Origin of the sequence: Rhodococcus sp. 114MFTsu3.1 (assembly GCF_000383555.1) — a bacterium.
Lineage (GTDB): Bacteria > Actinomycetota > Actinomycetes > Mycobacteriales > Mycobacteriaceae > Rhodococcoides > Rhodococcoides fascians_E.
The window spans coordinates 85,497-108,783 of sequence record NZ_KB911544.1 but is presented as its reverse complement, the minus strand read 5'-3'; the positions used below and the strand labels follow the sequence as shown (position 1 = coordinate 108,783).

General features: G+C 65.3%; 21 protein-coding genes. 13 read left to right on the top strand and 8 right to left on the bottom strand.

What is annotated here, in order from left to right; genetic code table 11:
* Positions 1-42: 42 nt before the first annotated feature.
* The 6 genes from H292_RS26645 to H292_RS0100445 all read left to right on the top strand — a co-directional run bounded on the left by H292_RS26645 (position 43) and on the right by H292_RS0100445 (position 6,287).
* Entirely contained in the window at positions 43-1,485 is a 1,443-nt protein-coding gene (locus tag H292_RS26645; protein ID WP_442978511.1) for an AAA family ATPase, read from the top strand.
* Positions 1,482-2,471 carry a DUF58 domain-containing protein gene (locus H292_RS0100465; protein WP_020110097.1) on the top strand — a complete coding sequence of 330 codons (990 nt, stop codon included), beginning with the start codon at positions 1,482-1,484 and terminating at the stop codon, positions 2,469-2,471. The genes H292_RS26645 and H292_RS0100465 overlap by 4 nt, the downstream gene beginning before the upstream one ends.
* Positions 2,468-3,460 carry a VWA domain-containing protein gene (locus H292_RS0100460; RefSeq protein WP_019666325.1) on the top strand — a complete coding sequence of 331 codons (993 nt, stop codon included), beginning with the start codon at positions 2,468-2,470 and terminating at the stop codon, positions 3,458-3,460. Before H292_RS0100465 ends, H292_RS0100460 begins: the two co-directional genes overlap by 4 nt.
* 84 nt (positions 3,461-3,544) lie before the next feature.
* Positions 3,545-4,267, top strand: a complete 723-nt coding sequence (fabG1, locus tag H292_RS0100455; protein ID WP_019666324.1) for a 3-oxoacyl-ACP reductase FabG1 — start codon at positions 3,545-3,547, stop codon at positions 4,265-4,267.
* Between the two features lie 45 nt (positions 4,268-4,312).
* A complete protein-coding gene (gene inhA / locus H292_RS0100450) occupies positions 4,313-5,137 on the top strand; it encodes an NADH-dependent enoyl-ACP reductase InhA (protein WP_020110096.1) in 825 nt (274 codons plus the stop codon).
* Positions 5,138-5,204: 67 nt separating this feature from the next.
* Positions 5,205-6,287, top strand: a complete 1,083-nt coding sequence (locus H292_RS0100445; protein WP_019666322.1) for a ferrochelatase — start codon at positions 5,205-5,207, stop codon at positions 6,285-6,287.
* 37 nt (positions 6,288-6,324) lie between these two features.
* On the opposite strand, the gene H292_RS0100440 is transcribed toward H292_RS0100445, so the two are convergent.
* Positions 6,325-7,170 (bottom strand): hypothetical protein, encoded by an 846-nt coding sequence (locus H292_RS0100440; protein WP_196806144.1) that lies wholly within the window; start codon positions 7,168-7,170, stop codon positions 6,325-6,327.
* Positions 7,171-7,364: 194 nt separating this feature from the next.
* On the opposite strand from H292_RS0100440, the gene H292_RS0100430 reads away from it, so the two are divergent.
* The 3 genes from H292_RS0100430 (at position 7,365) to H292_RS0100420 (ending at position 9,938) form a co-directional block, all read left to right on the top strand.
* Entirely contained in the window at positions 7,365-8,177 is an 813-nt protein-coding gene (locus tag H292_RS0100430; RefSeq protein WP_019666319.1) for a DUF3097 domain-containing protein, read from the top strand.
* 117 nt (positions 8,178-8,294) lie between these two features.
* Positions 8,295-8,726, top strand: a complete 432-nt coding sequence (locus H292_RS0100425) for an NfeD family protein (RefSeq protein WP_026347998.1) — start codon at positions 8,295-8,297, stop codon at positions 8,724-8,726.
* Between the two features lie 6 nt (positions 8,727-8,732).
* On the top strand, positions 8,733-9,938 hold the full coding sequence (locus H292_RS0100420; RefSeq protein ID WP_019666317.1) for an SPFH domain-containing protein: 1,206 nt from the start codon (positions 8,733-8,735) through the stop codon (positions 9,936-9,938).
* 43 nt (positions 9,939-9,981) lie between these two features.
* Here H292_RS0100420 and H292_RS0100415 read toward each other — a convergent pair whose 3' ends face one another.
* Genes H292_RS0100415 through H292_RS0100405 form a run of 3 tightly spaced genes read right to left on the bottom strand, consistent with a single transcriptional unit; the run spans position 9,982 to position 11,939 of the window.
* Complete coding sequence (locus H292_RS0100415) at positions 9,982-10,551, bottom strand: hypothetical protein (RefSeq protein ID WP_020110093.1); 570 nt, start codon at positions 10,549-10,551, stop codon at positions 9,982-9,984.
* 37 nt (positions 10,552-10,588) lie between these two features.
* Entirely contained in the window at positions 10,589-11,206 is a 618-nt protein-coding gene (locus H292_RS0100410) for a hypothetical protein (RefSeq protein ID WP_019666315.1), read from the bottom strand.
* Between the two features lie 31 nt (positions 11,207-11,237).
* The gene (locus tag H292_RS0100405) at positions 11,238-11,939 is read right to left on the bottom strand and encodes a TVP38/TMEM64 family protein (RefSeq protein WP_027498514.1); all 702 of its coding nucleotides are present in this window, start codon (positions 11,937-11,939) and stop codon (positions 11,238-11,240) included.
* Between the two features lie 164 nt (positions 11,940-12,103).
* Here H292_RS0100405 and H292_RS0100400 point away from each other — a divergent pair, with 164 nt between their 5' ends.
* Genes H292_RS0100400 through meaB form a run of 3 tightly spaced genes read left to right on the top strand, consistent with a single transcriptional unit; the run spans position 12,104 to position 17,285 of the window.
* A complete protein-coding gene (locus H292_RS0100400; protein ID WP_020110091.1) occupies positions 12,104-13,993 on the top strand; it encodes a methylmalonyl-CoA mutase family protein in 1,890 nt (629 codons plus the stop codon).
* 2 nt (positions 13,994-13,995) lie between these two features.
* Positions 13,996-16,278 (top strand): methylmalonyl-CoA mutase, encoded by a 2,283-nt coding sequence (scpA, locus tag H292_RS0100395; RefSeq protein ID WP_020110090.1) that lies wholly within the window; start codon positions 13,996-13,998, stop codon positions 16,276-16,278.
* Between the two features lie 2 nt (positions 16,279-16,280).
* Positions 16,281-17,285, top strand: a complete 1,005-nt coding sequence (meaB, locus tag H292_RS0100390) for a methylmalonyl Co-A mutase-associated GTPase MeaB (protein ID WP_020110089.1) — start codon at positions 16,281-16,283, stop codon at positions 17,283-17,285.
* Between the two features lie 8 nt (positions 17,286-17,293).
* Here meaB and H292_RS0100385 read toward each other — a convergent pair whose 3' ends face one another.
* Positions 17,294-18,355 (bottom strand): nucleoside hydrolase, encoded by a 1,062-nt coding sequence (locus tag H292_RS0100385; RefSeq protein WP_170947573.1) that lies wholly within the window; start codon positions 18,353-18,355, stop codon positions 17,294-17,296.
* A gap of 215 nt (positions 18,356-18,570) precedes the next feature.
* Between H292_RS0100385 and proP the strand changes: the two genes are divergently transcribed.
* Complete coding sequence (gene proP, locus H292_RS0100380) at positions 18,571-20,055, top strand: glycine betaine/L-proline transporter ProP (protein ID WP_019666309.1); 1,485 nt, start codon at positions 18,571-18,573, stop codon at positions 20,053-20,055.
* A 25-nt stretch (positions 20,056-20,080) separates the two neighbouring features.
* Here the strand turns inward: proP and H292_RS0100375 are convergent, their stop codons facing one another.
* Genes H292_RS0100375 through H292_RS0100365 form a run of 3 tightly spaced genes read right to left on the bottom strand, consistent with a single transcriptional unit; the run spans position 20,081 to position 23,260 of the window.
* A complete protein-coding gene (locus tag H292_RS0100375; protein ID WP_020110087.1) occupies positions 20,081-21,346 on the bottom strand; it encodes a saccharopine dehydrogenase family protein in 1,266 nt (421 codons plus the stop codon).
* A gap of 20 nt (positions 21,347-21,366) precedes the next feature.
* Complete coding sequence (locus tag H292_RS0100370; protein WP_019666307.1) at positions 21,367-21,747, bottom strand: DUF2784 domain-containing protein; 381 nt, start codon at positions 21,745-21,747, stop codon at positions 21,367-21,369.
* A gap of 16 nt (positions 21,748-21,763) precedes the next feature.
* Positions 21,764-23,260, bottom strand: a complete 1,497-nt coding sequence (locus H292_RS0100365; RefSeq protein ID WP_019666306.1) for a glutamate-cysteine ligase family protein — start codon at positions 23,258-23,260, stop codon at positions 21,764-21,766.
* Between the last annotated feature and the right edge of the window lie 27 nt (positions 23,261-23,287).

Below are 23,287 nucleotides of genomic sequence, written 5' to 3'. Positions count from 1 at the left end.
CTGCAATAGTTGGTGGCGGACATGGAGGAACGTGCCCGCGAAATGTCGAGTGGAAGCGGTGGATTGTTGGTGGCATCACGTGACGGCGTGTCGAACGGTGACGCATCGAAGGCCGACCTGTCGAAGGGCGACGGATCGAACGGGGGAGTGTCGAACGTAAGTGCTTCGCACGGCACCGAACCGAAGACCACGGAGCGGAACGCTTCGGTGGATGCCGTGAACGATCTGCAGCAGGACGTACGCATTCTCGAAAAGGCCGTGTACGAGGTCAAGCGCGTCATCGTCGGCCAGGATCGGCTTGTCGAGCGTATTCTCGTCGGGTTGCTCGCCCGCGGACACGTTCTGCTCGAGGGCGTTCCCGGAGTGGCCAAGACGCTCGCCGTGGAGACGTTCGCCAAGGTGGTCGGCGGTTCGTTCTCTCGTGTGCAGTTCACCCCGGACCTGGTGCCGACGGACTTGATCGGTACCCGCATCTACCGACAGGGACGCGAGGAGTTCGACACCGAACTGGGCCCTGTCGTCGCCAATTTCGTACTGGCGGACGAGATCAACCGTGCCCCGGCCAAGGTCCAGTCCGCGCTTCTCGAGGTGATGGCCGAACGGCACGTCTCCATCGGCGGCAAGACGTTCCCGATGCCTGATCCGTTCTTGGTGATGGCCACACAGAACCCGATCGAGAACGAAGGCGTGTACCCGCTTCCGGAAGCCCAGCGGGACCGATTCCTGTTCAAGATCGTGGTGGATTACCCGTCGGTCGAGGAGGAGCGGGAGATCGTCTACCGGATGGGAACCGCGGTCCCCACGCCGAAGCAGATACTCGACCCGGCTGAGCTCGTCCGCTTGCAGAAAGTCGCGAGCAACGTCTTCGTGCATCACGCTCTCGTCGATTACGTCGTCCGAGTCATCGCGGCAACTCGAACACCGGAGCAGCTCGGTCTCGACGACGTCGCCAGTTGGATCGCTTACGGTGCATCCCCTCGTGCGACGCTCGGCATCATCTCGGCGTCTCGTGCACTTGCACTGCTCCGCGGACGTGACTACGTCGTTCCGCAGGATGTCCTCGAGGTCATTCCCGACGTGCTCCGGCACCGGCTCGTCCTGTCCTACGACGCTCTCGCCGACGAGGTCACGCCGGAGGACGTCATCACTCGCGTCCTGCAGACCGTCGGGCTTCCGCAGGTCGCGCCGCAAGCCGTCGGAGGAGGGCCGCAGCCGACACCGCCGCCGGTTCCGAACCCGCAGCACAGCCCCAACTCCCAGCAGCCACCCTTTGCGCAGCAGCCGTCGTTCGCGCAGGCGCCGCAACCGCACCAGCCGCAACCGCCTCAGCAGCAACCGCATCCGCACGCAGGTCAGTTCCCGGCGCCGGGCGGGCAGGGACCAGGACCAGGTAACGGTGCACCCCAGGGTCAGCAGGTTCATCAGGGCCAGCAGGGGCAACAGCCGGCCGGCAACGAGTCGACCGCGGGTAACCAGAAGCAGTGAGTGGACCGGCCGAAGGTGCGGTACGGCGGCACGCGGCTCGCCCTCCGTCCTTCCGCAGCGGGGAGCTGCGGGACCCGTCGCTCGCCGCGGCGCTCCGGACGCTCGAACTGACGGTTCGGCGTCGGCTCGACGGTGTGCTGCACGGTGATCACCTCGGGTTGATCCCCGGTCCCGGGTCCGAGCCTGGGGATGCTCGCGAGTATCAGCCGGGCGACGACGTCCGTCAGATGGACTGGTCGGTGACGGCACGCACGACGCATCCGCACGTACGCCAGTCGGTGGCGGACCGGGAGCTGGAAACGTGGATGGTTCTCGACCTGTCGGCAAGCCTCGATTTCGGAACCACCGGATGCGAGAAGCGCGACCTCGCCGTTGCTGCCGCCGCTGCGATCACACATCTGACCGGGGGAGGCGGTAACCGGATCGGCGCGGTCGTTGCCACCGGCTCCACACTGACGCGAATTCCCGCGCGCGGTGGGCAGATTCACGCACAGTCGATGCTACGGACGATCGCGACCACTCCCAGTGCAGCGGACGGTGTCCGAGGCGATCTGGTGGGCGCGATCGAGTCGCTCCGGCGGCCGCAGCGCAGGCGCGGAATGGCGGTGATCATCAGCGATTTCCTCGGGCCGATCGACTGGGAACGGTCGCTGCGAGCCATCGCGGCGCGGCACGATGTCCTCGCCGTCGAAGTACTCGATCCGCGCGACCTCGAACTTCCCGACATAGGAGATGTGGTGCTGCACGACCCCGAATCAGGGCGCACCCGAGAGTTCAGCACCACCCCGCGATTGCGGGCGGATTTCGCGGAGGCCGCGGCAGCGCACCGGAGCGACGTCGAACGCGTGTTGCGCCGTTGTGGGGCGCCCCGCCTGACATTGCGGACCGACGGTGACTGGATCGCCGACGTGGTTCGCTTCGTGTCCTCGCGAAGGCACACGCTCGGGGCAAGTGCCGCCAACACTGCACGGGCGGGTCGCCGGTGAGCTTGTCCGACTTCACCTCTCCGTGGTGGCTGCTGTTTCTGTTGGTCGTCGGCGCTCTCGTCGCCGGATATGTCGTCGTGCAGCGTCGCCGTCAGAAGAACACGCTGCTTTTCTCCAACATGGAGTTGCTCGAGAAGGTAGCGCCGAACCGGCCCGGATACTGGCGGCACGTTCCGACGGCTCTGGTGCTGGTGGGCCTGCTTCTGCTCACCGTCGCGCTGGCCGGCCCGACGTCGGATCAACGGGTTCCGCGCAATCGCGCAACCGTCATGCTCGTGATCGACGTGTCGCTGTCCATGGAAGCGACCGACGTCGAACCGTCACGTCTGGCGGCAGCGCAGGAAGCCGGTAAATCGTTCGCCGACGGTTTGACTCCAGGCATCAATCTGGGATTGGTGGCGTTCGCCGGCACTGCTTCGGTTCTGGTGTCGCCCACCGCGAATCGCGAAGCGACCAAAGCGGCGATCGACAAACTTCAGCTCAGCGAGCGCACGGCCACCGGCGAAGCGATCTTCACATCGCTGCAATCGATCGACACTCTGGGCGCGGTACTCGGCGGCGGGGACGCTGCCCCACCTGCCCGCATCGTGCTTCTGTCGGACGGCAAGCAGACGGTGCCGGAAAACCCGGACGATCCGAGAGGCGGTTACACCGCGGCGCGTGCTGCTGCCGAGAAGGACGTACCGATATCGACCATCTCGTTCGGAACGAGTTACGGGACCGTCGACATCGAGAGCGAATCGGGTTCGGAGAGAGTGCCGGTGCCGGTCGACGACCCGTCGCTCAAGGAAATCGCCACTCTGTCCGGCGGCAGTTTCTTCACGGCCTCGTCTTTGGAGGAACTACGGGCCGTCTACGACACTCTCGAAGAGCAGATCGGCTTCGAGATGACTCGGGGCGACGCGAGTAGACCGTGGCTGATTCTCGGCGTCCTGTTCACAGCGGCGGGGCTCGGTACGGCTTTGGTACTTCGACAGCGTTTGCCCTGATTTACCGAATTCGTACCTATTCACTGTTATTACTCATGAGTAACACTGCTTTGTCATTCCAGCACGAACAGATAGGTTGCAGGCATGTCCACACCCGACTTCATCGCTCGTTCCGTACTTGTCACCGGAGGTAACAGAGGCATCGGCCTTGCCATCGCTCAGCGGCTCGCCGCGGACGGCCACAAGGTCGCCGTCACGCACCGCGGCTCGGGCGCGCCGGAAGGTCTGCTCGGCGTCGTGTGCGATGTCACCGATTCTGCATCCGTCGACGCTGCGTTCAAAGAGGTCGAGGAGAAGCAAGGGCCCGTCGAGGTACTGGTGGCCAACGCAGGGATCACCGACGACACACTGTTGATGCGCATGACGGAGGAGCAGTTCGAGAGAGTTCTCGACGCCAACCTCACCGGTGCATTCCGCGTTGCCAAGCGTGCCAACCGCGCAATGTTGCGCGCCCGGTGGGGCCGAATGGTGTTCCTCAGTTCCGTCGTCGCACTGGGTGGTGGACCCGGCCAGATCAACTACGCCGCGTCCAAGGCGGGCGTCATCGGTATGGCGCGGTCCATCACGCGTGAACTCGGGTCGCGGTCCATCACCGCCAACGTCGTCTCGCCCGGTTTCATCGAAACGGACATGACGGCCGAGCTTCCCGACGACCTTCGCAGCAAGGCGAAGGAGTTCATTCCGCTGCAGCGACTCGGTCAGCCGGAGGATGTGGCGGCCGTCGTGAGCTTCCTGGCCGGCCCCGACTCCGCGTACGTGTCGGGTGCGGTCATCCCGGTCGACGGTGGCATGGGCATGGGTCACTGATTTTCTTCGTTTTCTCTTTTTCGATTCGATCTGTAAGGAATACACATGGGCGGACTGCTCGAAGGCAAGACAATTCTCGTGACCGGCATCATCACCGATGCCTCGATCGCGTTCCACGCTGCCGCGATGGCGCAGAACCAGGGCGCGAAGGTCATCATCACCGGATTCGACAGGCTCCGCTTGATCGACCGCATCGCGCAGCGGCTCCCGCAGCCGGTGCCCCCGGCGATCGAACTCGACGCAACCAACGAGGAGCACCTGGCCGCTCTGGCCGACCGCGTTCGTGAACTCGCACCCGAGGGTGTCGACGGCGTACTGCACTCCATCGCTTTCGCGCCGCGCACTCTGATGGGACCGGACGCCAAGCCGTTCCTGGACGGGCCGGGCCCCGACGCCTCGCGTGCGTTCGAGATCTCCGCATGGAGTTACGCCTCGCTGGCCCGCGCTGTGCTCCCCGTCATGAACGAGGGAGGATCGATCGTCGGAATGGACTTCGATCCGCGCACCGCCATGCCGTACTACAACTGGATGGGCGTGGCCAAGGCCGCGCTCGAGTCGGTCAACCGGTACGTCGCTCGCGAGGTCGGTCAGGCCAAGCGTGTTCGCTCCAACCTCGTTGCCGCAGGCCCTATCCGGACTTTGGCCGCCAAGGCCATCGCCGGAACGGCTACGGGTGACGCCGCGAAGATGCAGCAGCTCAACGAGTACTGGGACGGTGCATCGCCCATCGGCTGGAACTACGACGACCCGACGGCAGTTGCCAAGTCGATCGTTGCGCTTCTGTCCGATTGGCTGCCGGGCACCACCGGCTCGATCATCTACGTGGACGGTGGCGCGAGCCACAACACGTACCTGCCGGACAACGTCTGATTTTTCTGTTCGTACGCCCGGGGAGGGGCGTGTTCGGTCACATCCTCCCCGGGCGCACAATGGACCGATGACCGACTCTCGTGGTGTCGATGGTTTCGACGCGCTGCTGTTCCTGTCCTTCGGTGGCCCAGAGGACCCGTCACATGTCCGGCCGTTCCTCGAGAACGTCACCCGTGGACGCGGGGTACCACCCGAGCGCCTCGACGCGGTGGTCGAGCACTACATGCATTTCGGTGGGGTCTCTCCCATCAATTCACTCAACCGCGACATCATCGCGGCGGTCGAATCCGAATTGGCATCGGCCTCTATCCCCCTACCGGTGTATTTCGGCAACCGGAACTGGCATCCGATGGTCGAGGACACGGTCGGCCGGATGACCGCGGACGGGGTCCGCCGCGCGCTGGTGTTTCCGACGTCCGCATGGGGCGGATATTCCGGGTGCAGGCAGTACCACGAGGACATCGCGCGTGCGCGTCGGTCGGTAGGGGGTAGCGCACCCGAGTTGGTCAAGATCCGGCAGTTCTACGATCATCCTCTGATGATCGACTCCTTCGCCGACGCGATCACCGTCGCGCTGGAACAGTTGCCGGCCGACAAACGTGCAGGCGCGAGACTCGTGTTCACCGCACATTCCATTCCCAGCGCCGCCGACGCGAACGCGGGGCCGCCCGAGGACGGCGGGCACCTGTACAGCAGGCAAGTCGCCGACGCCTCCCGACTGGCCGCCGAACGAGCAGGTTTCCAGGACTACGACCTGGTGTGGCAGTCGCGGTCCGGACCACCTCAGGTCCCGTGGCTCGAGCCGGACATCTGCGACCATCTCCAGACTCTGTCCGACAAGGGCGTCGACGCGGTTCTCGTGTGCCCGGTCGGCTTCGTGTCCGATCACCTCGAGGTGGTGTGGGATCTCGACACCGAGGCACGCGACAAGGCAGCCGAACTGTCGATGGCTTTCGCGCGCGTGGCCACGCCGGGCACGGATCCGCGGTTCGCGAAGATGGTCGTCGAGTTGGTGGGGGAGTACGTCGGCGATACCTCTCCCCGTGGGATCGGTAGCGTCCCCCGTTACGGCTCGACGGCGAACGGTGATCGATGCGCGCTCAACTGCTGCGAGCAACCCGCACGTCGTCCGGTCGGCGCACCTCGCTGACATAACGTTTGTTCAGGCGGCCCCGACTCCGCTCCGTTCAGGCCCGCGGCGCTCCTTCCTCGATGCTGCGCGCCACAGCGCTGAGTCGCGCAGCCCGCACTGCCGACCACAGCGGCCGTATCAGGTTCTCCCGTGCAGCCTCTGCGGCAGCGGTCGGTGCCTCGGTGGGTGAATCGTGCTGAGCGACGGACAGTATCGCGGACACTCGGTCGGCCGATTCCAGAACACGAAGCACTCGTTCAGGAGTGTCGATCGGGTAGCGATGGCGTGCAAGCGATTCCAATTCGGCGGCAATCCGGGTACGGGGGTCACCGTTCGGAGTGCGAGTCGGCAGTGCCGACATCGTTCCGAGAGCCTCGGCTGCGTCCCGCACGGCGTCGCGCATCGCGTATTCAGCTTCGCCCAGCGAGAAGTCGCGTACGAAGTGATCGGGAATCCGGACGGTGTGCACCGTCCAGCGCATCACGTCCGGTCCCTCGACCGCAGGTACCAGGCCGATTCCGTCGGCTCCGGGAGAGCCGACGAGAACAGCCTGACCGGAGACCAGAGCCGCACGGGAGAATGCGGTACCGGGTGTGAGATTCTGCGCCGATCCAGGCGAGGGGAGAAGCAGTTCGATTCCTGGGTTCCCGGGCTGTCCGGCCCCGGCTGCGCCCGGCGTGCGGCCCGACGTCGCGCGCACGAGCGTCAGCAACGCTGCGATGCCGTCGGCACGCGGGCTCGGCCACGCCAGCGACGTGGAGGCCGCGGTTGCCTTGTCCGCAGCCACGATCAGATGCATCGGCGCCCATTCGGCCATGGCGTCGATCACGTCGTCCGGTGCGCTCACGCCGGCCAACCACGAACTCGCCCATACGGCGAGGCTTGCACTGGGAGAACTCACGGCTCACCAGTTTAGGCCGGGAGTGGAGCCTGCAGAAATGACCAGGGAGGAGGCGGGAGTGGAGCCTGCAGAAATGACCAGGGAGGAGGCGGGAGTGGAGCCTGCAGACATGAGCCGTAGGTGAGGGCTTTCGAACGGCGTGGCGTGCGGCTCGAGTGATGTGGGTTGGGCTAGCGTGTTCGGCCGTGGCGGATATGTACGGGTCGGACATTCTTGCGGGGCACAGTCGGATGCGGAAGGTGCCTGCGCCGCAGGTTCCGGCCGAGCGTGGGCTCGTGGTCGAGGACGCGGCGACCGGGTACTGCGGTGCCGTCGTGGGGTTCGAGCGAACGTACGACGGTGATTTCGTGCGTTTGGAGGACGCTGCGCGAACGACACGTCTGTTCGCGTTGCGGGAGGCTGCGTTCCTGATCGACGGCAAGCGGGTGACGTTGGTACGCGCCGCCGCGGCTCCGAAGGCGGGCCCGTCTCGTTCGGCGTCGGGTTCCACCCGTGTCGAGGGGCTGCGTGCTCGTACGGCCCGTGCGAGCCGGATCTGGGTCGAGGGTGTCCACGATGCCGCTCTGGTCGAGCGGGTGTGGGGTCACGATCTGCGCGTCGAAGGTGTTGTGGTCGAGCACCTCGAGGGGCTCGACAACCTAGGTGAGCGTCTCGCGGAGTTCGGGCCAGGGCCTGGGCGCCGTGTCGGTGTGCTCGTCGACCATCTCGTGACGGGTTCCAAGGAGTCGAAGCTGACGACATCCTTGGGGCCGCATGTGCTCGTGACGGGCCATCCGTACATCGACGTGTGGGAAGCGGTGCGCCCGAAGGCAGTCGGTATTGCTGCGTGGCCGCGGATTCCGCGAGGCGAGGATTGGAAGACCGGTATCTGCCGGGAGCTGGGGTGGGGATCTCCGCGCGACGGTTGGCGACGTGTGTACGAATCGGTGTCCAGTTTCCGCGATCTCGAGGCGCCGTTGATCGGCGCGGTCGAGCAGCTCGTCGATTTCGTCACCGAACCCCAGTAACCGAGCCCCGGTCACCGAGTCTCGGAAATCGAATACCGGTAACCCGGACTCCGGTTACCGCGGTGAGTTGTCGTCTCGTCTCACCGGCAGATGTCCGATTTGTGGTTCACTGGGGGTGTGGCAGCGATTATCTGGCTCATCGCGGGCGTGCTCCTTGCGGCAGCCGAGGCACTGACGGGTGATTTCTTCCTGCTGATGATCGCCGGAGGGGCCCTGGCAACGGCCGGAGTGTCGTCTGTCACGGATTTTCCGGTGTGGGTCGATGCCGTGGTGTTCGCCGTCGTGTCGTTGGCCCTCGTTCTCGGGGTGCGTCCGATTCTGCTGCGCAAGTTCGCGAAACCGCCTGTCCTGCCGACCGGAATCGAGGCGTTGTCGGGCAAGAGCGCGCTGGTTCTCGAACAGGTGTCGGCCACCGAAGGTCAGGTGAAGATCGGCGGAGAGGTGTGGACGGCGCGTCCTCTCGATTCCACCGAGGTGTATGCGCCGGGGACCACAGTGACCGTGATGGAAATAGACGGCGCAACTGCGCTCGTGTGGAGAGGACCGTAGTCGACCATGACAGCACTCATCGTTCTGGGCGTGATCGTCCTTCTTGTCGTCGTTCTGGTGGCCAAATCGGTTGCGCTGGTGCCGCAGGCCGAGGCCGCGGTGATCGAACGGCTCGGTAGGTATTCGAAGACGGTGTCGGGGCAGTTGACGTTCCTCGTTCCGTTCGTCGATCGGGTTCGCGCGAAAGTCGATCTGCGAGAACGGGTTGTGTCCTTCCCGCCGCAGCCGGTAATCACGAAGGACAACTTGACGGTGTCGATCGACACGGTCGTGTACTTCCAGGTCACCAATCCTCAGGCCGCCGTCTACGAGATCAACAACTACATCGTGGGCGTGGAGCAGTTGACGACGACCACGCTGCGCAACGTCGTCGGTGGCATGACCTTGGAGGAGACGCTCACGTCTCGCGACTCCATCAACGGCCAGCTGCGGGGGGTTCTCGACGAGGCGACCGGGCGATGGGGCCTGCGCGTGGCACGTGTGGAACTGAAGAGCATCGATCCGCCGCCGTCGATCCAGGAGTCGATGGAGAAGCAGATGAAGGCCGACCGTGAGAAGCGAGCGACGATTCTGACGGCGGAGGGACACCGCGAGTCCGCTATCAAGACGGCCGAGGGTGACAAGCAGAGTCGGATCCTCGCAGCGGAAGGCGCCAAGCAGGCGTCGATTCTCACGGCCGAGGGTGAGCGTCAATCCAGAATCCTTCGGGCCCAGGGCGATCGGGCTGCGAAGTACCTTCAGGCGCAGGGTCAGGCCAAAGCGATCGAGAAAGTGTTCGCGGCCATCAAGGCAGGCAAGCCGACGCCCGAGCTCCTTGCGTACCAGTACATGCAGACGTTGCCCCAGATGGCGCAGGGTGACGCCAACAAGGTCTGGATGATCCCCAGCGACTTCGGGGATGCGTTGAAGGGATTCGCCAAGACTCTCGGCGCGCCAGGGGAAGATGGTGTGTTCAGGTTCCAGCCGAGTGACACCTCGGGTGCGGACACCAAACCCGAGGACGACTCGGAAGAAGTTGCGGATTGGTTCGAGACGAAGAGCGATCCAGCTGTCGCGGAAGCCGTGGCGGCTGCGGAAGCCGTCGCGCGCACGCCCGTCGACACCTCCCTTGCTCCCGACCCCAGTCTGACGAAAGGGCTCGACGTAGGCGAGCTGTCGGCGGGGCCGGCGCATCAGCAGTGGACTGCGCCTCAGGCTGAACCGGAGCGGTAAGAAGCGAGGCGGGTCGTCGCAGTTCGCGATGCCGGTCGGACGGTCAGGTGGTCAGGGCGAGGCCGACTCCGCAGACGGCGACGGCCCACATGACGCTCGCGAAGGTGCCGATGATGAACTGCTCGGAGGCCGACGTCGCGGCAGGCGACTGGGCGGACGGCTCGCTGGCACGCAGTTCCGGATAGCGGGCAAGCCCTTTGACGGCCAGGACGATCGCGATGCCCTCGGGCCAACCGGACAGGATGGATGCCGCGACCGCCGTGCGCTCGAGGATTCCGATGGTGCGTCCGCCGTGCAGTGGTCCCGGCGAATCGTCGGGTCCGGGCGTGCCGCTCCGCCGGGCAAGTGCGAAGACCGCCGGAACGATGCCGGAACCGCCTACGGCGGCTACGGCGACCGTGACCACGTACGTGGTGGCCAACATGAATCCGTGCACCGGGTCGGTCAGAGACGCGCAGACGGCAGCGACCGCGAGCAGACCCACGGACGTGGCTGCAGGCACCCACGTCGGCAGCCTGGTGGGCAGTCGGCCTGTCGACGGGGCGATCGACGCCGTGGCCGAGGCGACCAGAAGTACCGGCGTCATGACGGTCGTCAGTGCCGAAACGGACATCAGTTTCCCCCTCGATTGTGCCTGCCGTGCCGAGTCGTCACAGTCGGTCCTCGTGACCGGACAGGTCGCTCAGTAGATGTTCGGCCAATGTTCGCCCGCCCGATTCGATACTCCACCTCGCCACCGACAATCTCTGCGACATCGCTTGCTTGCTGATGCCGAGTATCTCGGCGGCGCTGGTCTGCGTGTGGCCGGCAGTCATGAGGTCCACTGCGGCGTGGCCTTGCTCGGTTCGGTCGGTGACGAGCAGTGCGACCAGTATCAGTGCTGTCTCGGCGTCCGCTGCGGCGGCGGCGAGATCGTCGCGCGCGCTGGCGACTGCGACGCCACCCGGTGCGTTCTTGGCTCGGGTCACGGCGTCACGGGCTGCTTCGAACGCGTGTCCTCGTCCGGCCCGGGTGGTGGTGGGGAGCGGGAGTTCGACGGCGCCGACTCCGATGCCGATACTCCAGTGCTGCTCGCGGACGAGGCGTAATGCGACGTCGACGACGGTGCGCGCTCCGGTGGGCGAGTTCTCCACGACGGCCTGAACCTCGTCGCCCGCCGTTCGATCGAACGGACGGAGAAGCGGCACGCCGTGCATGGACTCCAGTAGGTCTTCGACGCGATCGCGTTCGCGTCGGCTTCCACGCTGATCGATCGTCATGACGAACATTCGTCAAGGCTAATGCCTTGAAATATGCAAGTCAACGTTTTTGACTTGACTCCTGAATATCAAGTTCCACGGCTTGACGTGCCCGGGTTCGACCGCGCGTCGTCAGGCGCCAGTCCACGATCAGGCCCAGCACGCCCAGTGCAATGCACGACGCCGACAACGCGAGCATCACCGGATCGGCGTTGCCGCCCAGGGCATCGCCCAGCACCACGATGCCCACTGTTCCGGGCACGACCCCGACGGCAGTGGCCAACGCGAACGGGGCGATGCGAATCGACGACACCCCGCAGCAGTAGTTGACCACCGAGAACGGAACGGGCGCGATCAACCGCAGCGAGCCCACCGCGAGCCAGCCTCGGCGAGCCAGGCTGTCGTCGATGGCCCTGACCGCCGGGTGGGTCATTCTGGTTGCGAACCACTCCCGACCTACGGCCCGGACCATGAGCAGGGCGATCACCGCGCTGACCGTGGACGCGCCGACCGTGACGACGATGCCGGTCAGCGACCCGAACAGGACGCCCGCGGCGAGAGTGAACAGGGTACGAGGAATCGGTGCAACCGTGACCACCGCGTGTACGGCGAAAAACACGAGTGGGAACGCGGGACCGATCGAATGCGACCACTCGCGGATCTGAGCGACGGACGGATGTGGCGTGAACGCTGCGGCGAGAGCGAGGACCAGGAGAAGGAGAACGAGGCCGATGAGCCGGGGGTCTCGAAAGCGCCTCTTCACATTCGCCGACAGTACCGGCACCCGCTAAGCAGCGACGCTCGCCGAACCGATGCCCACGCAGACATGAGGTGATCCTCACGATAGTGTTCCAACAATCGCGGTTAACATCACAGAAGTCGCAATTTGTCGATCTGCGTGCCGATCGAGTCGAGGGAGCAGTCACTGTGTCCGTTGCTTCACCAGAAAGCGCTTCGCAAGAAGGCGCTTCCACCAGTGCGTACGCCGCGTGGCAGAAGGCCGTCGCGGGCGTCCTCGCGAAGTCGAGACGAGTGGACGTCGCGGACCTTCCGGTCGACGCGGAGCACCTGCTCGACGCAGTGACCTACGACGGAGTGACGGTCGCGCCGCTCTACGGTGTGCTCGACGAACAACCGGAACATCCGCTGCCGGGAGTTCACCCGTTCGTCCGCGGCCGTGACCGTACTCGCGATGTGAACGCCGGCTGGACCGTCAGTGCGAAGTTCGGTGCAGGGACCTCCGATCCGGAGTCCATCAACGAGTCCATCCTGGACGGGTTGAACAACGGAATCAGCGGAGTGTGGCTCTCGATCGGTGGATCCGGACTTCCGGTGACCGGGGTAGCGCGTGCGCTGGACGGTGTGTTGTTGGATCTTGCGCCGGTGGTCGTCGACGCCGGGTCGGACGTCGCCGCGGCAGCCGATGCGATCTTCGCAGTGGCGGATTCCTCGTCGGTCGAGGACCGTGCCGCTGTCGACATTCGCCTGGGCGCTGCACCGCTGACAGCCCGATTCGCCGGTGTCGGTTCCGTGAACGTGGACGAGACCGTCGCACTCGCCGTTCTCGCCGAGGCTCGGCCCGAGACCGTCCGCGCGATCACGGTGGACGGCACTGTCTTTCACAATGCCGGAGCGAGCGATACCCAGGAGGTCGGCGCATCCGTCGCGGCCGGGTTGGAGTATCTGCGCGTATTGACCGCCGCAGGTCTGACGGCCGAGCAGGCTCTGTCGCAGATCGAGTTCCGTTTCGCCGCCACGGACGACCAGTTCCAGACCATCGCGAAGTTCCGAGCAGCCCGCGTGGTCTGGGCACGGGTGGCTCAGGTCGTCGGTGCACCAGATGCGGGCGGTGCCCCGCAACACGCCGTCACGTCCGAGGCGATGATGAGTCAGCGTGATCCGTGGGTGAACATGCTGCGTACCACGTTGGCTGCGTTCGGTGCAGGCATCGGCGGGGCAGATGCAGTGACCGTGCTGCCCTTCGACGTTGCGCTCGACGGCGGCGCTGCCGGAGTGTCGAAGACGTTCGCGGCAAGGATCGCTCGCAACACTCAGCTGTTGTTGCTCGAGGAATCGCATCTGGGGAGGGTGCTGGATCCGGGTGCCGGGTCCTGGTACGTCGAGAAGCTCACCGGCGATCTCGCGGAGAAGGCGTGGGAATTCACCCGAACCATCGAGTCCGACGGAGGCTACCTCGCCGCGCTCGAGTCGGGTTCCACGGCAGCCGCGATCGCGAAGACGAAGGCGCAGCGCGATTCCGACGTTGCGCACCGGCGTACCCCGCTGACCGGAGTGAACGAGTTCCCGAACCTGGCCGAGGCGCCCATTCCGCCACAACCCGACGCCACCGTGGCCCGGTACGGCGCTGCGTTCGAGGCGTTGCGTGACCGGTCGGATGCCTACCTGCTCGAGCACGATGTGCGTCCGCTCGCGCTTCTGGCCCCGATCGGATCGGTGGCCGAGCACAACGTGCGTACGACCTTCGCGGCCAACCTCCTCGCGTCCGGTGGTATTCACACCGAGAACCCGGGGCCGCTGACCACCGAGTCGATCGCGGAGGCGGTGCGCAGTTCCGGGGCCCGGGTGGCTGTGCTGTGCGGCACCGACAAACGGTACGTCGACGACGCGAGGTCGGCGGTACTGGCGTTGCGGCAGGCGGGAATCGAGCGGGTTCTCCTCGCCGGTCCGGAGAAGATCTTCGGCCGCCTCGACGCTGATTCCGGTGTCGATGACGACAGCCGACCCGACGACTTCCTCACTGCCAAGGTCGACGCTGTTGCGGTCCTGACCGATCTTCTCGATTACCTGGGAGCCTGACGATGACCACTCACGACTCTCGTACGTCGCACGTCATCGGCAGTTTCGCCGATGTGCCGCTGAAGGATCCATCTACCCCCGCCGCCACCGCGCCGACGGCCGAGGACGCGGCAGCGCACATCGAGGCCGGTGCGGCAGCGAACAACTACACCGCCGAGCAGGTCGTGTGGTCCACACCCGAGGGCATCGACGTCAAACCGGTGTACACCAAGGCCGATCGCGACGAGGTGGAAGCGCAGGGATACCCGCTGGGTAGTTACCCGGGGACCCCACCGTTCGTGCGCGGGCCGTACCCGACGATGTACGTCAACCAGCCGTGGACCATCCGGCAGTACGCCGGTTTCTCGACGGCAGCGGAATCGAATGCGTTCTATCGCCGTAATCTCGCGGCCGGACAGAAGGGCCTGTCCGTCGCGTTCGACCTCGCGACGCACCGCGGGTACGACTCGGATCATCCACGCGTGCAGGGCGACGTCGGAATGGCCGGTGTCGCCATCGATTCCATCTACGACATGCGTCAGCTGTTCGACGGCATCGATCTCGGCAGCGTGTCGGTGTCGATGACGATGAACGGCGCGGTCCTGCCGATTCTGGCGTTGTACGTCGCCGCTGCCGAGGAACAGGGTGTGCCGCCGGAGAAGTTGGCCGGCACCATCCAGAACGACATCCTCAAAGAGTTCATGGTCCGCAACACCTACATCTATCCGCCGAAGCCGTCGATGCGAATCATCTCGGACATCTTCGCGTACACGAGCGCGAAGATGCCCAAGTACAACTCCATCTCCATCTCCGGCTACCACATCCAAGAGGCAGGCGCGACAGCAGATCTGGAGCTCGCCTACACCCTGGCCGACGGCGTCGAATACATCCGCGCCGGGCTCGACGCGGGGATGGACATCGACACGTTCGCGCCTCGTCTGTCGTTCTTCTGGGCCATCGGGATGAACTTCTTCATGGAGGTCGCCAAGCTCCGCGCGGGTCGTCTCCTGTGGTCGGAACTGGTGCAGAAGTTCGAACCGAAGAGTGCGAAATCGCGTTCCTTGCGCACACATTCGCAGACTTCGGGATGGTCGCTCACCGCTCAGGACGTGTTCAACAACGTCGCGCGCACCTGTGTGGAGGCGATGGCGGCGACACAGGGCCACACACAGTCGTTGCACACCAACGCACTCGACGAGGCGTTGGCGCTGCCGACGGACTTCTCCGCTCGAATCGCCCGCAACACGCAGTTGCTGATTCAGCAGGAATCCAACACCGTGCGTCCCATCGATCCGTGGGGTGGCTCGCACTACGTCGAATGGCTCACCCACCAGCTGGCCGATCGTGCGCGCGCACACATCGCGGAGGTCGAGGCCGCGGGCGGTATGGCTCGAGCCATCGGCGAGGGTATTCCGAAACTCCGCATCGAAGAGGCCGCGGCGCGGACGCAGGCTCGGATCGACTCCGGTCGGCAGCCGCTGGTGGGCGTCAACAAGTACGTCCCGGACGAGCTCGACACCATCGAAGTCCTCAAGGTCGAGAACTCGAAGGTCCGCAAGGAGCAGATCGAGAAGCTGACGCGTCTGCGCGCCGAGCGAGACAACGCGGCCGTCGAAGAGGCGCTGGCCAACCTGACCAGGGCGGCAGCGTCGTCGGAGAGTGGGCTCGAAAACAACCTTCTGCACCTGGCCATCGACGCAGCGCGCAAGATGGCCACCGTCGGGGAGATCTCCGACGCGCTGGAGAAGGTCTACGGGCGCCATCAGGCGGAAATCCGGACAATCAGTGGTGTGTATCGCGACGAAGCCGGCAAAGCGAAGAATTTGACCAAGGCCACCGAACTGGCCCGGCAGTTCGCCGAGGACGAGGGGCGCCGTCCGCGTGTCCTGGTCTGCAAGATGGGCCAGGACGGTCACGACCGCGGTCAGAAGGTCATCGCGACGGCGTTCGCGGACATCGGATTCGACGTCGACGTCGGCCCGCTGTTCCAGACTCCGGAGGAGGTCGCACGTCAGGCGGCCGACAACGATGTCCACGTCGTCGGAGTGTCCTCGTTGGCTGCAGGCCACCTGACGTTGGTTCCCGCGCTGCGGGAAGCGCTCGCGGCGGTGGACCGCCCCGACATCATGATCGTCGTCGGCGGTGTCATCCCTCCGGGTGACTTCGACGAGCTCTACGCGGCAGGCGCCGCGGCGATCTTCCCGCCGGGGACGGTCATCGCGGACGCCGCGATCGGGCTCGTGGAGAAACTGTCGGTGCAGCTGGGTCACACTCCGCCCGATGCGCCGCGCGAGGCATCTGCCTGAACATGAGTTCTCCCAACAGAGCTGGTCGCACGATCGACATCGATGCGGTCGCGAAGTCGGTACTGTCCGGCGAACGGTCGGGGTTGGCTCGTGCGATCACGCTGGTGGAGTCGACGCGAGACGACCATCGAGACCTGGCGCAGCAGCTGCTCCTGCAGTTGCTGCCCAAGGCCGGTGGCTCGCATCGCGTCGGGATCACCGGCGTTCCCGGGGTGGGCAAATCGACGTTCATCGACGCACTCGGGATGTACCTGATCGACAAGGGGCATCGAGTGGCGGTGTTGGCGGTGGATCCGTCGTCGACGAGGACCGGTGGGTCGATTCTCGGTGACAAGACTCGAATGGCGAACCTGGCGGTTCAGAAGGACGCGTACATCCGGCCGTCCCCGACGTCGGGGACGCTCGGAGGAGTGGCACGGGCGACACGCGAGACGATCGTGCTCCTCGAGGCGGCAGGTTTCGACGTCATCCTCGTCGAGACCGTCGGTGTCGGGCAGTCCGAGGTCACGGTGGCCAACATGGTGGACTGCTTCGCATTCTTGACTCTCGCGCGGACCGGCGATCAGCTGCAGGGGATCAAGAAGGGCGTTCTCGAGCTCGCCGACCTCGTGGCGGTCAACAAGGCCGACGGTAAACACGCGATCGAGGCGAAGAGTGCGGCGCGCGAGCTGTCGGGGGCGCTGCGGATGATCTACCCGCACGACGCGATCTGGCATCCACCGGTCCTGACGATGAGTGCCCTCGAGAAGATCGGCCTCGACGACTTCTGGAACACGGTGCTGAAACACCAGCAGGTGTTGTCGGACGCGGGCCAGTTCGCGGAGAAGCGCCGTACCCAGCAAGTCGACTGGACCTGGACCATGGTCAACGATCAGCTGCTGCGACGACTGGCGTCCAATCCGGCAGTCCGGGCGATACGAGGCGATGTCGAACGACAGGTTCGTGACGGTTCGCTCACGGCCGCCCTGGCGGCGAAGGAGATCGTCGACGCGTTCGACGGCGTCTGACCTGTCGGTCAGCGCGGGTACAGGCGTTCCGCAAGTGCGCCGACACGGTCGATCAACTGATCGAAGAAGGCCTTCGGGTCGGTGGACGTCGCGATCAGCGCATTGTTCGGTCTGCCCCACATCCCGCGTCGATCGGCCACGGTGGTTCCGCGAGTCAGCGTTCCGTTCAGTTCCACGTCCACGACGGCGGGAACGACGTCGACGATCGAGGGTTTCAGTGCCACGGCGGCTGCGAACGGATCGTGCATGTGGGCCAGGAATCCTTGATCGTGCTCTCGGTGGAATTGCATGTAGAAGCGGACGGCATCGGCGAAGTGACGCACGACGGGGTTCGACGCGGCCGATCTCGTGCAGGGCGCGTCCGATTCCGAGATGATCTCCTGCGGTGTGCTTCCGGCGCGTGCTGCGAGTCGCTCGACGTGCGAGGGATACATCTCGATGGTCTCGGTCACGTCGAGCGGGCAGACGATCGGGAGGCGATCTGCGGGTAGACCGGAGAACGCAGCGAACACCTCCGCAGCGGCTTCCGGGTCGACGGCGATGTTCCACTCACTTGTCGGTGTCGTGTTTCCCGGATGCCAGAAGGTCCCGCCCATCACGACCAGACGCTTCAGGAGCCGCGGCAGGTCGGGCTCGACACGAATGGCCGTTGCCAGGTTTGTCAGCGGTCCGGTGACCAGTCCGGTGATCTCACCCGGTCGGTCGCGCACGAGTTCCACCCAGGCCGTCGTGGCGTCTCTGTCGGAGAGAGACCGCGTCGACACGGGAAGCTCGGCGTATCCGATGCCCTGAGGTCCGTGCGTGTCCTCCGTGGTCATCAGCGGTGCGACGAGAGGCGCCTGCGCGCCCAGCGTCACCTCGATGTCCGTCGCGCGGCACAGGTCGAGCCATGCGAGGTTGTTCGCGGCAACCTGATCGACCGGGACGTTCCCTGCTGTGGACGCGATGGACAGAATGTCCGCTTCCGGGCTTGCCAATAGATAGAGCAGCGCGAGCGAATCGTCGATACCGGTGTCGACGTCGACGATCAGGGGAACGGTCGGGCGGATGTCGGGTTGGGATTCAGGCACGGTGTCATCGTGCCTTCCGCGCGTGCGAACCGGTCGAGCCGGGGTCGTCGACACGAGATCGGGCGATGTCCGATCTGCCCGATAGATCTCAATTGTCCCTGGCGGCAACAAAATTGGCGGAACCGGTCGTTGACCTGGCGATACGTGCGGAAATCGAGCCGAGGGCACGGTTCGCGGTTTGAAGACTGGTTGTTGCTCTGGCTAACGTTGTGTAAATGACAGTCGAGCATCCGCGGTGGGGACACGACCACATCCAACATCTCAGGCGCGGTGTGTTCGCCAAACTCATGCACCGTAAACCGAGACTGACCGAGGACGGGATCACCGTCGTCGACCAGCCGATGCTCAAGCGTGCGGTCTCCGCGGCGGCGCTCGGCAACACGATGGAATGGTTCGACTTCGGTGTCTACGGCTACCTCGCCGCCACGCTGGGCAAGGTGTTCTACCCGGACGCGTCGCCTGGAGTCCAGCTGATCAGCACGTTCGCGACCTTCGCCGCGGCGTTCGTGGTCCGTCCGCTCGGTGGCCTGTTCTTCGGGCCGTTGGGCGACAGGATCGGTCGCCAGAAGGTCCTCGCGGCGACCATGATCATGATGGCGATCGGCACACTCGCCGTCGGACTCATCCCGAGTTACGCGTCCATCGGCATCTGGGCTCCGATCCTGTTGCTCGTTGCTCGACTCGTTCAGGGTTTCTCGACGGGAGGCGAGTACGGGGGAGCGACGACGTTCATCGCCGAGTACTCGCCGGACAAGAGACGCGGATTCCTGGGCAGCTGGCTCGATTTCGGAACCTTCGTGGGATACGCGATGGGGTCGGGTCTGGTGACAATCCTCAACGCCGTCCTCGGCGACGCCACGATGGTCGAATGGGGTTGGCGCATACCGTTCTTCATCGCAGGTCCCATGGGAATCATCGGGCTGTACCTACGGCTGAAGCTGGAGGACACCCCGGCTTTCCGCAAGCAACTCGACGATCACGACAACAAGGTCAAGCAGCAGGAGAGTGGAGCGCGCGAAATCGGCAAGATCTTCACCAGGCACTGGCGTGCACTGCTGATCTGCATGGGAATCGTGTTGCTGTACAACGTCACCAACTACATGGTGACGAGCTACCTGCCGACCTACTTCACCGAGGTCGTCGGTCGCAGCCAACTCAGCGCCGACCTGCTCGTGCTGTCGGCGATGGTGATCGTGGTGTCGATCATCGTCGGCGTCGGTCGGCTGACGGACTGGATCGGCCGCAAACCGGTGTTCGTGTTCGGAGCGGTGGCCCAGATCGTCCTGGCGATACCGTGTTTCCTGCTCGTTCAGCAGACCGGGTGGTTCGGGCCGCTCGTGGGATGTCTCGTTCTCGGCGTCGTACTTGCGTGCTTCGCCGCGCCGAGTGCGTCGACGCTTCCTGCGCTCTTCCCGACGCGCGTCCGCTATGCGGCACTGTCCATCGGCTTCAATCTGTCGGTGTCGCTCTTCGGCGGCACCACACCGCTGGTGACCTCCGCGTTGGTGACCGCGACGGGAAACACGATGATTCCGGCGTTCTATCTGATCCTGACCGGCGTGATCGGTCTGGTCGCGGTCGGGTTCCTGAAGGAGTCCGCCACTCAACCTCTGGAAGGATCCCCGCCCCAGGTCGATTCGCCGAACGAGGCCAAGGAGCTGTACTCCGAGGCTTCCGCGCTGCCGGCGCCCGCCGCCTGAGGCGAACGCCGGCCACGCGGTCCCTCTAGACCTTCTTGGCCCAGATCTCGAATCCGGCAGCACGTAGCCGGTTCACCAGTGCGTCACCGAGGCCGGTCGCCGGGGTGAGAACGCCCCCGCCGCCGGGCAGGTCGGCCCTGTCGTGGACCAGCGCGAGAGCGGATTCGCCCAGCATCACCGAGGTTGCCTTGTATCCGGGGTCGCCCGAGGCCTTGACTCGCGACCGGTAGTGCGCGCCGGTGGTCGTGGTGGTGTAGACATCGATCGTGAAGTGACCGTTCTCCTGCGCGGAGGGGCTCGGCCCGTCACCCGGCTTGGGCAGAATGCGGTCGAGGACGGGCTTGGGTAGGAAGGTCATACCGAGCACCATCGCGCCGAGCCCGGCGGATACCGCGCCGGCGATGACGGGCGACGCGATGGAGGATCCGACCGACATGACCTCGCGGTATCGAAACGCGGTGCCGTAGGCCCAGTCCCGCAGTGCGTTGCTTCGTCGTACGACTCGTGTGTTGTACGACGCCATGACGAACGGCGCCTTCCATCCGCGTAGGCCCGGCGCGATGTCCTTGCCGTTGACCAGCACCACGTCGGACTGGCGGCCGAGGTCGGGTTCCGTCGATCGGTCGGGGCTCAGCGAGTACGGCCGTGCTGCGAGGCGCCGGAGTGAGCCGTCCTTCTTGACTTCCTCGATCTGTGTTCGCAGCGAATCCACGGTGCCACCGCTGACTCCACCGCGCATCGACGTGACGACCAGCGTGGTGTCGGTCAGGTCGCCTGCGTCATCCGCTGCGACGGCAGCGTGGAGCACGTGGACGCCGAGATCCGAAGGGACCGAATCGAACCCACAGGAGTGGACGATGCGTGCACCGGTGCGCCGCGCGATCTCGTGATTGGCATCGATGCTCTTGCGTGCGAACAACACCTCGCCGGTGAGGTCCACGTAGTCGGTCCCGGCCTCGGCGCACACCGTCGTCAGCGGTAGGCCGTACTTGGCGTACGGGCCGACAGTGGTTATCACGACACGGGTGCTCTCGGCGAGTGAGCGCAGCGCGTCGGTGTCGGTCGAGTCGGCTTCGACGAGCGGCCACTCGGTGGCGACACCCGGCAGTGACCGCCGTGTCGCTTCCAGCTTCTGCCGCGAACGTCCAGCGAGGGCGATTCTGGTGCCGCTCGGTGCGTGCTCGGCGAGGTACTTGGCGGTGAGGCGGCCGACGAATCCGGTGGCTCCGTAGACCACGATGTCGTAGGTGCGGTCGGTGGATGGTTGATCGGTCGGCTCGGTCGAGGTCATGTACTGGACAGTAACGCGTATCACTGACCGAGTCGAAGAACCGTCCGTGAGCGGGTGCGTAGCACCACGAACCCTGCCCAGGACGCCACCACGGTGACCGCGACCGCAACTCGGACCGCGGCGAGTGCGCTGTCCGGATAGATCACTCCGGTGAGGTACTGATCGATGAAACCGGTCGACACCAGCGCTGCGCCCCCGGAATGCACGCGCGCCCAGTTCTCCAGCGCGGTCAGCGGGCAGTCGATCCCGACGGCGACGGACGCCAGCCCCCAGGCCGCGGCGCAGGCGTGCAGCCATATCGTCCGCGGCCACTTCCAGGCGACGAATCCACCCACCACGACATAGGCGATGAAGGCAAGGTGGACCACCACGGTGACGTCGGCGATCGCCCGATACAACATGAGGGAATGGTATGCCTCAGAGCGGCCAGGTGTGGACGGGATCGCCCTCGCTCATCAGAGTCACGTAATCGGACAACATGCCCGCGAGTGCTGCCTCGCGCGTCTGTCCCGCCTTCTCGCGCGCGACGACGGCGTCGCGCTGCCAGACGGAGCCGGACCGTCGGCTCAGGCAGCGGGCTTCGACCACACCCAGATAGCGATCGCGTACGTCGGCCCCGACGCCGTATGCCGCAAGCCCGGCGTCGGCCATGGGGAGCAGCCGCCGCAGGATCAACTCCTGCGGGCTGACCCAGCCGACCTCGGGCCAGTACAGCCGAGAATCGAAGCCGCCACGCGCGGCCGAATGCAGGTTCTCGGCGGCGGCGTCGTACGACATCTGGCTCCACAGGGGGCGATCGGCGTCCGCGAGGGCGCGCACCGTGCCGTAGTAGAACGCAGCGTCGGCGAGGGTGTCGACTACGGACGGGCCGGCGGGCAGTACGCGGTTTTCGAGGCGAATGTGATGACCTCCACCGGATCGGTCGTAGATCGGCCGATTCCACCGGTACACGGTGCCGTTGTGCATGCGAAGCTCCGACAGCGACGGCGTACCACCGTCGGCAAGAACGGCTGTGGGGTCCTCGTCGCTGCAGACGGGGAGGAGAGCCGGAAAGTACCGCGAGTTCTCCTCGAACAGGTCGAAGATCGAGGTGATCCACCGTTCTCCGAACCAGACCCGGGGGCGTACGCCCTGATTCTTGAGCTCTTGCGGCCTGGTGTCGGTCGCCTGCTCGAACAGCGGAATCCGCGTTTCGTGCCACAATGCGCGTCCAGCCAGGAACGGTGAGTTGGCGGCGAGCGCTACCTGGACACCGGCCAGTGCCTGAGCGGCATTCCAGTAGGCGGCGAAGTTCTCGGGTGCAACCTGAAGATGGAGTTGGACGGACGTGCAGGCGGCTTCCGGCAGGATGGTGTCCGTGATCGCTCTGAGTTCCTCCGGCTCGTCCGCGCCCGGCAAGCGGACCCCACCGATGTGCAATTCGATGTCCTCGCCGCGGGCGGCGAAGATCTGCTGGTTCAGCAGGTCGTAGCGGGGGTTCGCGGACAGCCATCGATGCTCGAAGTGCTTCTCTGCCAACGTCGGCAGCATCCCGATCATGACCAGGCGGCTTCCCGATTCACGGGCACGTCGGTCCGCCTCGTTCAGTGAGCGGCGAAGATCCGCCTCGAGATCCGAGATGCTGCTGCCGGACAACGGCCTGGGAGCCACGTTGATCTCGATGTTGAACTGCCCGAGCTCGGTCTGATAATCGGGATCGGCGATGGCGTCGAGCACCTGGGCATTGGCCATCGACGGCGCCATGCTCTCGTCGACGAGGTTGAGTTCGACTTCCATGCCGATCTGTGGCTCGCCGACGTCGAACGTCTCGTCCGCGAGCATGATCGCGAGTGCGTCGAGGCAGTCCTGCACCTTCTGTCGGAATCGATGCCGGTCCTGCCGGGTGAACTTGCGCTGCTCGACATCGTCACCCATCGAAAGACCACCGTCCCGTCGTGTCGT

Bases quoted from the DNA above. Each gene is read 5' to 3' on its own strand.
- H292_RS26645 (WP_442978511.1), top strand. From the start codon at position 43: ATGTCGAGTGGAAGCGGTGGATTGTTGGTGGCATCACGTGACGGCGTG.
- fabG1 (WP_019666324.1), top strand. From the start codon at position 3,545: ATGTCCACACCCGACTTCATCGCTCGTTCCGTACTTGTCACCGGAGGT.
- inhA (WP_020110096.1), top strand. From the start codon at position 4,313: ATGGGCGGACTGCTCGAAGGCAAGACAATTCTCGTGACCGGCATCATC.
- H292_RS0100445 (WP_019666322.1), top strand. From the start codon at position 5,205: ATGACCGACTCTCGTGGTGTCGATGGTTTCGACGCGCTGCTGTTCCTG.
- H292_RS0100430 (WP_019666319.1), top strand. From the start codon at position 7,365: ATGTACGGGTCGGACATTCTTGCGGGGCACAGTCGGATGCGGAAGGTG.
- H292_RS0100420 (WP_019666317.1), top strand. From the start codon at position 8,733: ATGACAGCACTCATCGTTCTGGGCGTGATCGTCCTTCTTGTCGTCGTT.
- H292_RS0100415 (WP_020110093.1), bottom strand. From the start codon at position 10,551: ATGTCCGTTTCGGCACTGACGACCGTCATGACGCCGGTACTTCTGGTC.
- H292_RS0100410 (WP_019666315.1), bottom strand. From the start codon at position 11,206: ATGTTCGTCATGACGATCGATCAGCGTGGAAGCCGACGCGAACGCGAT.
- scpA (WP_020110090.1), top strand. From the start codon at position 13,996: ATGACCACTCACGACTCTCGTACGTCGCACGTCATCGGCAGTTTCGCC.
- meaB (WP_020110089.1), top strand. From the start codon at position 16,281: ATGAGTTCTCCCAACAGAGCTGGTCGCACGATCGACATCGATGCGGTC.
- proP (WP_019666309.1), top strand. From the start codon at position 18,571: ATGACAGTCGAGCATCCGCGGTGGGGACACGACCACATCCAACATCTC.
- H292_RS0100375 (WP_020110087.1), bottom strand. From the start codon at position 21,346: ATGACCTCGACCGAGCCGACCGATCAACCATCCACCGACCGCACCTAC.
- H292_RS0100370 (WP_019666307.1), bottom strand. From the start codon at position 21,747: ATGTTGTATCGGGCGATCGCCGACGTCACCGTGGTGGTCCACCTTGCC.
- H292_RS0100365 (WP_019666306.1), bottom strand. From the start codon at position 23,260: ATGGGTGACGATGTCGAGCAGCGCAAGTTCACCCGGCAGGACCGGCAT.